The 6,000-nt window shown below is 72.7% G+C and carries 7 protein-coding genes and 3 tRNA genes; 2 read left to right on the top strand and 8 right to left on the bottom strand.

The genetic code is table 11. From position 1 onward, the window contains the following. Both RH94_RS45500 and RH94_RS34070 read left to right on the top strand, forming a co-directional pair. Positions 1–354: N,N-dimethylformamidase beta subunit family domain-containing protein (locus RH94_RS45500; protein WP_324614341.1), on the top strand; the 354-nt coding region annotated here is incomplete at its 5' end. Between the two features lie 68 nt (positions 355–422). Continuing rightward, positions 423–1,322 (top strand): phosphoribosylaminoimidazolesuccinocarboxamide synthase, encoded by a 900-nt coding sequence (locus RH94_RS34070; RefSeq protein ID WP_073952180.1) that lies wholly within the window; start codon positions 423–425, stop codon positions 1,320–1,322. Positions 1,323–1,363: 41 nt separating this feature from the next. Here RH94_RS34070 and RH94_RS34065 read toward each other — a convergent pair. The 8 genes from RH94_RS34065 to RH94_RS34030 form a co-directional block, all read right to left on the bottom strand. Then, positions 1,364–1,439, bottom strand: a tRNA-Gly gene (locus tag RH94_RS34065). 23 nt (positions 1,440–1,462) lie between these two features. Further along, positions 1,463–2,086: a response regulator transcription factor gene (locus RH94_RS34060; RefSeq protein ID WP_073952179.1), complete on the bottom strand. Its 624-nt coding sequence runs from the start codon at positions 2,084–2,086 to the stop codon at positions 1,463–1,465. After that, positions 2,083–3,330, bottom strand: a complete 1,248-nt coding sequence (locus RH94_RS34055; RefSeq protein WP_073952178.1) for a sensor histidine kinase — start codon at positions 3,328–3,330, stop codon at positions 2,083–2,085. Before RH94_RS34055 ends, RH94_RS34060 begins: the two co-directional genes overlap by 4 nt. A 13-nt stretch (positions 3,331–3,343) precedes the next feature. Beyond that, the gene (locus RH94_RS34050; RefSeq protein WP_073952177.1) at positions 3,344–4,120 is read right to left on the bottom strand and encodes an ABC transporter permease; all 777 of its coding nucleotides are present in this window, start codon (positions 4,118–4,120) and stop codon (positions 3,344–3,346) included. Beyond that, positions 4,117–5,094 (bottom strand): ABC transporter ATP-binding protein, encoded by a 978-nt coding sequence (locus RH94_RS34045; protein ID WP_073952176.1) that lies wholly within the window; start codon positions 5,092–5,094, stop codon positions 4,117–4,119. Before RH94_RS34045 ends, RH94_RS34050 begins: the two co-directional genes overlap by 4 nt. A 149-nt stretch (positions 5,095–5,243) precedes the next feature. Next, positions 5,244–5,316 (bottom strand) — tRNA-Gly (locus RH94_RS34040). Between the two features lie 81 nt (positions 5,317–5,397). Next, positions 5,398–5,469, bottom strand: a tRNA-Gly gene (locus RH94_RS34035). A gap of 163 nt (positions 5,470–5,632) precedes the next feature. Beyond that, positions 5,633–5,950 carry a histone-like nucleoid-structuring protein Lsr2 gene (locus RH94_RS34030; protein ID WP_073952175.1) on the bottom strand — a complete coding sequence of 106 codons (318 nt, stop codon included), beginning with the start codon at positions 5,948–5,950 and terminating at the stop codon, positions 5,633–5,635. Between the last annotated feature and the right edge of the window lie 50 nt (positions 5,951–6,000).

Below are 6,000 nucleotides of genomic sequence, written 5' to 3'. Positions count from 1 at the left end.
GAGCCGCACCCGCTGATCGTCCGCAACGCCGGCCACTGGCTGTGGGAGGCGACCGGGGCGGAGGAGGGCGAGGAGATCGCGGGCCTGGTCGCGGGCGAGGCGGACCGTTACTTCCCGCGCACCCCGCTGCCCGAGCACCAGGACCGCATCCTGCTCGCGCACTCCCCGTACACCGACGGCGAGGGGGCCCTGCGCCACCAGGAGACGTCCTTGTACCGCGCCCCCTCCGGCGCCCTGGTCTTCGCCTCCGGCACCTTCGCCTGGTCCCCGGCCCTGGACCGCCCCGGCCACGTCGACGCCCGTGTCCAGCGCGCCACCGCCAACCTCCTGGACCGCATCTGCAAGCGCGGCTGACCCGCCGACCCCGGCCGATGTCCGATACGGGAGAATCGGGCCATTGGACAGAACCACGGGGAGGAACCGTGTCCGGATTCGTCGAAAAGCCCGAGCCGATCCAGGTTCCGGGCCTGGTGCATCTGCACACCGGCAAGGTGCGCGACCTGTACCAGAACGAGGCGGGCGACCTCGTGATGGTCGCCAGCGACCGCCTGTCGGCCTACGACTGGGTGCTGCCCACCGAGATCCCCGACAAGGGCCGCATCCTCACGCAGCTGTCCCTGTGGTGGTTCGACCTGCTCGCCGACCTGGTCCCGAACCACGTCCTGAGCACCGACGTGCCCGAGGGCGCCCCCGCCGACTGGGCGGGCCGCACCCTGGTCTGCAGGTCCCTGCGGATGATCCCGGTGGAGTGCGTGGCCCGCGGCTACCTCACCGGCTCGGGCCTGGCCGAGTACAACGAGTCCCGCACGGTCTGCGGCCTCGCCCTGCCCGAGGGTCTGGTCGACGGCTCCGAGCTGCCCGGCCCGATCTTCACCCCCGCCACCAAGGCGGAGGTCGGCGAGCACGACGAGAACGTCTCCTACGAGGAGGTCGCCCGCCGGATCGGCGCGGAGACCGCCGCCCAGCTGCGCCAGGTCACCCTCGCCGTCTACGGCCGCGCCCGGGACATCGCCCGCGACCGGGGGATCATCCTCGCCGACACCAAGTTCGAGTTCGGCTTCGACGGGGAGACGCTGGTCCTCGCCGACGAGGTCCTCACCCCGGACTCCTCCCGCTTCTGGCCGGCCGGTCAGTGGCAGCCGGGCCGCGCGCAGCCGTCGTACGACAAGCAGTTCGTCCGGGACTGGCTGACCTCCGCCGAGTCCGGCTGGGACCGCACGGGCGAGCAGCCCCCGCCGCCGCTGCCCGAGCGGATCGTGGCGGCGACCCGGGAGAAGTACACGGAGGCGTACGAGCGGCTGACGGGCATGCGCTGGTCGTAGGACACGAAGAAGCCCCCGGCGGAAGGCCGGGGGCTTCTGGCTGGAGCGGACGACGAGGCTCGAACTCGCGACCTCAACCTTGGCAAGGTTGCGCTCTACCAACTGAGCTACGTCCGCGTTGCGCCGTGGCGCGAGGCCAACTATACCCAACCCCGCTCGCGCGCGAGGCGTACTGCCGCATGCCGGTTCTCCGCCCCCAGCTTGGTCACGGCCGACGACAGATAGTTCCGTACGGTCCCCGGCGACAGCGCGGCCCGCTCGGCGATCTCCGCGACCGGTGCCCCGTCGGCGGCGAACTCCAGCACCTCCGCCTCGCGCGCGGTCAGCGGCGAGTCCCCGGCGGAGATCGCGTCGGCAGCCAACTCCGGGTCGATGTAGCGGTTTCCGGCGTGCACGGTGCGGATGATCTCGGCGAGGCGCTGGGCGCTGACGGTCTTCGGGACGAATCCGCGCACTCCCGCCGCGAGCGCCCGCTTCAGGTGGCCGGGGCGCCCGTGACTGGTCACGATCAGCACCTGGCAGCCGGGCAGCCCGGCCCGCAGCGATGTGGCGACCTTCACACCGTCCGCGCCCGGCATCTGCAGATCCAGCACGGCCACGTCGGGCTCGTGCGCCCGCGCCATGGCCAGTGCCTCCGGGCCGCTCGCCGCCTCCGCGACGACCAGCAGGTCGTCCTCCAGCGAGAGCAGCGCGGCGAGCGCGCCGCGGATCAGGTGCTCGTCGTCGGCCAGCAGCAGCCGGACGGGCGCCGGGGACGTCGTCATGCGGTGACCTCGATCGTCGGACGGGTGGCTGCGGTTCCGGCGGGCGGCAGCGGTACCTCGGCGGTCAGCCGGAACCGGCCGCGGCCCGCGGGTCCGGCACGCAGTGTGCCGTCGAGCTCCGACAGCCGCTCGCGCAGCCCGGCGAGTCCCGAGCCCGGCCGGCCACCGCCGGAGATCTCCCCCACCCCGTCGTTCTCGACCGACAACTCCGCCCGGCCGTCGGCGACGCGCAGGGACACGGCGCACCGCCGGGCGTCGCCGTGCCGGAGCACGTTCGTCGCGGCCTCGCGGACGACCCAGCCCAGCGCGGACTGCACCGGAGCGGGCAGGCCGGCGGGCGAGCCGGTGACCGCGCAGTCGATGCCGGCCGCCGCCAGTACGCCCTGGGCGCCGGCGAGTTCGGCGGCGAGATCGGCCTCCCGGTAGCCGCGGACGACCGCGCGCACCTCGCGCTGCGACTCCTGGGCGAGCCGCTGCACCTCGATCATCTGCTCCACCGCCTCGGGCCGCCCGCGCCGGCCCAGCTGCACGGCCAGCTCGGCCTTCAACGCGATCACCGCGAGGTTGCGCCCCATCACGTCGTGCAGATCCCGCCCGAACCGCAACCGCTCCTCGGCGACGGCGAGCCGGGTACGGGTCTCCCGGGCCTCGTCGAGTTCGTAGACGGCGTTGAGCAGCCAGACGGAGAAGACGGAGGTGAAGGCGAGGAATCCGGCGCCGATCAGCACCATGACCGTCGTGCTGAGCGCGGTGAGGCCGGGGACGTCGAGCGGAAAGGCGTAGAGACCGGCACCGACGGCGAAGCCCACCACGATCGCCACCACGCGCCGCCGGTCGCGCACGCCGAGCGCGATGGTGCCGGCACCGAAGATCAGCACGCCCCCGAAGACCATGCCCGCCGCGGTGACGACGCCGTCGCTCCCCGGGGCGCGCTCCGCGATCCCGATCGCGGCGACGGCGACCACCGCGGTGGCACCGGCCAGCGTCCACAGCAGCCGTACGGGCTGTGGACGGCGGCCGCGCGTCCAGTCCAGCGCCCGCGCCGCCGTCACCGCGCAGGTCAGGGCGTGCCCGCACACCATCAGCAGCAGCCAGGTCCCCGGCCAGGGACCCGCCTGCCGGAGGACCGAGAGCCCGAAGACGGCCCCCTCGGCCACCGCGAAGGAGTGGAACGACCACCGCGTGTACGTCTCGACCTTCGCCGGCGTGCTCTTGCCGCGCCACCAGCCCACGGGCCCGCGCATATGCCCCCACCTTTCAGCGCCGCGGCTCCCACCGGAACCACCGCCGTACAGCAAACACCCCGAGTCCCAGCCAGGCCAGCGCCAGAACCACCGCACGCAGCGCGTCGGCGGCGCCCAGGTCGCCGGTCCAGCCGCCCCGCACCAGCATGATCACCGGAGTCAGCGGCAGCAGCTCGCACCCGGCGGCCAGCCGGTCGGGCAGCAGCTCCACCGGTACGACGAGACCGGAACCCATCATCGAGACCATGAGCAACGGGAGCGAGGTGACCTGCGCGCTCTCGGTGGTCCGGGTGAAGCCCGCGGTGACCGCCGCGAGCACCACGCACAGCACGAGCCCCAGCACCAGACCGGCCACGGCGAGGTGGGCCGCGCGCGGGGCGGGCACCTCCAGCACCGCGCCGCAGACGCCGGCCAGCAGCAGGCACTGGGCGAGGCCGACGGCGGTGGCCGGCAGCGCGGCCCCGGCGAGGATCTCGGCGTCCCGCAGCTCGCCCGTGCGCAGCCGCTTGAGCACCAGCTGCTCGCGCCGGGCGACGAACGCCCCGACGAGCGTGGAGTACACCGCGAACAGCAGCGAGAAGCCGATCGCGGCGGGCAGGATGACCAGCCCGACGGTCAGCCCGGTGCCCTTCAGGTCCATCTGCCCGGCCACCGACCGCACGCTGAGCGGCAGCACCAGCGGCACGAACAGGGCCGTCACCAGGGCGCTCCTGCTGCGCCCCAGCAGGGTCAGCTCGGCGCGCGCGAGCGCGGCCATCCGGCCCATGGGGGCGGTCACCGTGGCGCTCATGCGGCGTACTCCTTCGTCCGCGGCGCGGAGGCGTCCCGCGCGATGTCGAGGAACGCCTCCTCCAGCGAGGCCGACCGCACGTCGAGGCCGCGCAGTTCGACCCCGGACCGCCGGGCCCACAGCAGCAGTTCCGTGGCCGTCCGCTGGAGTTCATGGGTGCGCAGCCGTACGACGCGGCCGTCCGTCTCGTGCTCGACCACCCCCAGCCCGGCGAGCGGCGGAAGGTCCCCCGGGAAGTAGCCGGTGGGCAGTTCGAAGGAGATCCGGGACGGCCGGGAGGCCGTCACCTCGGCCGGGGTGCCGGCGGCGGCGACCCGCCCCTCGTGCAGGATGGCGAGCCGGTCGGCGAGCCCTTCGGCCTCCTCCAGGTAGTGCGTGGTGAGCAGCACGGTCGTCCCGCCGTCGCGCAGCGCCCGGACCAACTCCCAGGTGTCCCGGCGTCCTTCGGCGTCCAGCCCGGTCGTCGGCTCGTCCAGGAACAGCACCTCGGGCTCGCCGAGCAGCGCGAGCGCCAGGTCCAGGCGGCGCCGCTCTCCCCCGGACAGCTGCTTGACCCGTACGTCCGTCCGCTGCTCCAGGCCGACCAGCGCCAGTGCCTCCCGGACCGGGCGGGCCCCGCTCACGCACCCGGCCCACATCCGCGCGGTCTCGCCGACGGTCAGCTCGGACGGGAAGCCGCCCTCCTGCAGCATCACACCGGTGCGCGGCCGTACGGCGGCACGCCCGGTGTACGGGTCGTGCCCGAGCACGCGCACGCGTCCCCCGTCCGGGGGTGCCAGGCCCTCCAGCAGTTCGACCGTCGAGGTCTTGCCGGCACCGTTGGTGCCCAGCAGGGCGAAGATCTCCCCGCGGTCCACGTGGAACGTGACACCGCGCACCGCCTCGAATCCGCCCCTGTACACCCGCCGCAGGTCGGTGACTTCTATCACGTGTTCGCTCGTGTCCGTGGCTTCCGTGGCTTCCGTGGCTTCCATGGCTTCAGCTTCCCGGCGGCCGGGGCGCGGCAGCAGTGCGCGATGTCATCGCTCGGCATGACAAATGTCAGGGCGGGGGCGGCGGACAACGGAAGGATCCACAGGATCACGAAAAGGCCCCGGTCCAGTGGACCGGGGCCTTTTTCCCGAGCGGACGACGAGGCTCGAACTCGCGACCTCAACCTTGGCAAGGTTGCGCTCTACCAACTGAGCTACGTCCGCAGTGCCTCCGACCGGCTTTCACCGATCGGCGCGAGCACCAGCCTACCTGATCCACATCAGTGGTCGGGACCGGCGGTGCAGAGCGGGTGACAGGAATCGCACACTGCGCCTTCCCCCTGGAAGGGGGTTGTTCTACTACTAAACTACACCCGCATGGACTCCTTGGGTCTCGGCCTTTCGGCCTTGCCCCTCGGTGTGCCCCTGACATTAGCTGATCAACAGGGGGGTTGCGCAAGTCGCTTGCTCCCAGGGTCCGCTGACGGACCCTGGGGCCGGTTCCGAGCGCCGCGGGCCCGCCCTCTCACGGGCCCGCGCCTCACCGGGCCGCGCTGAACGCCTCGTAGACCTTCTTGGGGATCCGGCCGCGCGCCGGTACGTCCATCTTGTTGGCCTGTGCCCAGGCCCGGACGGCCGCGGGGTGCGGGGCGACCTCCGTCTGCCGGTACGTCTTGCCCGAGTTCGACCGCTTCCGGCCGGCCTGCACGTACGGCGCGAGCGCCTTGCGCAGTTCCTCGGCATTGGTTTGGTTCAGGTCGATCTCGTAGGACTTGCCGTCGAGTCCGAAGGCGATCGTTTCCGCCGCTTCCGAGCCGTCGATGTCGTCAAAGAGAGTGACTACGACACGCTGCGCCACGAATATCGGTCCCTTCGTGCGGCACCTCTGCGGCCATCTGCTCCGTCATG

Origin of the sequence: Streptomyces kebangsaanensis, from assembly GCF_001906585.1 — a bacterium.
Lineage (GTDB): Bacteria > Actinomycetota > Actinomycetes > Streptomycetales > Streptomycetaceae > Streptomyces > Streptomyces kebangsaanensis.
The sequence above is the reverse complement of the archived record's forward strand: the minus strand, read 5'-3'. Positions and strand labels throughout refer to the sequence as shown.

Bases quoted from the DNA above. Each gene is read 5' to 3' on its own strand.
- RH94_RS34055 (WP_073952178.1), bottom strand. From the start codon at position 3,330: ATGCGCGGGCCCGTGGGCTGGTGGCGCGGCAAGAGCACGCCGGCGAAG.
- RH94_RS34045 (WP_073952176.1), bottom strand. From the start codon at position 5,094: ATGGAAGCCACGGAAGCCACGGAAGCCACGGACACGAGCGAACACGTG.
- RH94_RS34060 (WP_073952179.1), bottom strand. From the start codon at position 2,086: ATGACGACGTCCCCGGCGCCCGTCCGGCTGCTGCTGGCCGACGACGAG.
- RH94_RS34050 (WP_073952177.1), bottom strand. From the start codon at position 4,120: ATGAGCGCCACGGTGACCGCCCCCATGGGCCGGATGGCCGCGCTCGCG.